The organism is Staphylococcus auricularis (assembly GCF_051172115.1).
GTDB classification, from domain to species: domain Bacteria; phylum Bacillota; class Bacilli; order Staphylococcales; family Staphylococcaceae; genus Staphylococcus; species Staphylococcus auricularis_A.
Map to the genome: position 1 here is coordinate 1 of NZ_JBPIZN010000016.1, position 1,216 is coordinate 1,216.

At 29.8% G+C, this 1,216-nt stretch carries 2 pseudogenes; both read left to right on the plus strand.

What is annotated here, in order from left to right:
* Positions 1 to 77: 77 nt before the first annotated feature.
* A pseudogene (locus tag ACSBRB_RS10590) lies at positions 78 to 479 on the plus strand (replication-associated protein RepA family protein); the annotation flags it as partial.
* Positions 480 to 485: 6 nt separating this feature from the next.
* Positions 486 to 937: pseudogene (locus tag ACSBRB_RS10595) on the plus strand (protein rep); the annotation flags it as partial.
* Positions 938 to 1,216: the final 279 nt, after the last annotated feature.

Sequence of the window (1,216 nt, forward strand, 5' to 3'; positions counted from 1 at the left end):
TCATGCTAGCAAGTTAAGCGAACACTGACATGATAAATTAGTGGTTAGCTATATTTTTTTACTTTGCAACAGAACCAAAATTAACATATCATAATAATCATACACATCATTCAAATCACTACAATTCAAACTTTAATGATGAGGCTTTAAAATTCCAATTACTCGAAGAATTACCACAAAATATTCAAAATTATTTAAACAACTTTTCTGTACTTGAAATTAAGATTATCAAATCTGTACTCTTAAAAGCCAAGACTTCTTTTAACAATTCGATTGACTCATATTACTTATTGGAAGATATGGAGTTAGAAGTGATTTATGTACTTAAACGTTTTAAAGCTATGCTTATTCAAAAAAATGAAAGCGTCCAAGCAATGCAAGGTTATCTTATGACATCTCTCAAATCTGAATTCGCAGAGATGCATACACTTAATAAACGACGTGAGCATTTACCAATCACTTCTTTATTTAATCAATAACTTACTTTAATTACTGTTAACAAATCGTATTTTACAGACAAACGATATTATATTAGTCAAAAAGAATGGCTGAATTTATGGCGTGATGTGACAGGAATTGATGAAATCACACAAGTACATGTTCAAAAAATAACAACAAAGAATTATACGAAATGGCGAAGTATTCTGGTAAAGATAGCGACTACTTAATTAATCAAAGAGTGTTCGATACATTTTATAAATCACTCAAAGGGAAACAGATTCTTGTTTATTCTGGACTGTTTAAAGAGGCAAGAAAGAAATTAAAAAATGGGGATTTAGATTATCTTAAAGAAGTAGATCCGACAGAATATATTTATCAAATTTTTTATCACTGGAACCAAAAAGAATACTTAGCAAGTGAAATTTTTGATTTAACCGAAGAAGAAAAAAGTAAAATTAATCATCAAATGATTGATGAAATTGACGAAGAAATTTGAGTATAAATTTTGATATTCTTTTTAAAACGTTAACGAAAAAGCTAGCGTTTTTTTATTGAAAATTGCTAAAAAACGTTTGGGTACATTTTGGGTACAGGCACAAGATGTAGGGGGACATTTTGGGTACAAAAGCAAAAAATGATTGCACTTTAGAAATCGCTGTATCCCTTGAAATGTCTGGCTTCGCCAGACCATACATTTTTAGGTTCTGTTGCAAAGTAAAAAAATATAGCTAACCACTAATTTATCATGTCAGTGTTCGCTTAACTTGCTAGCATG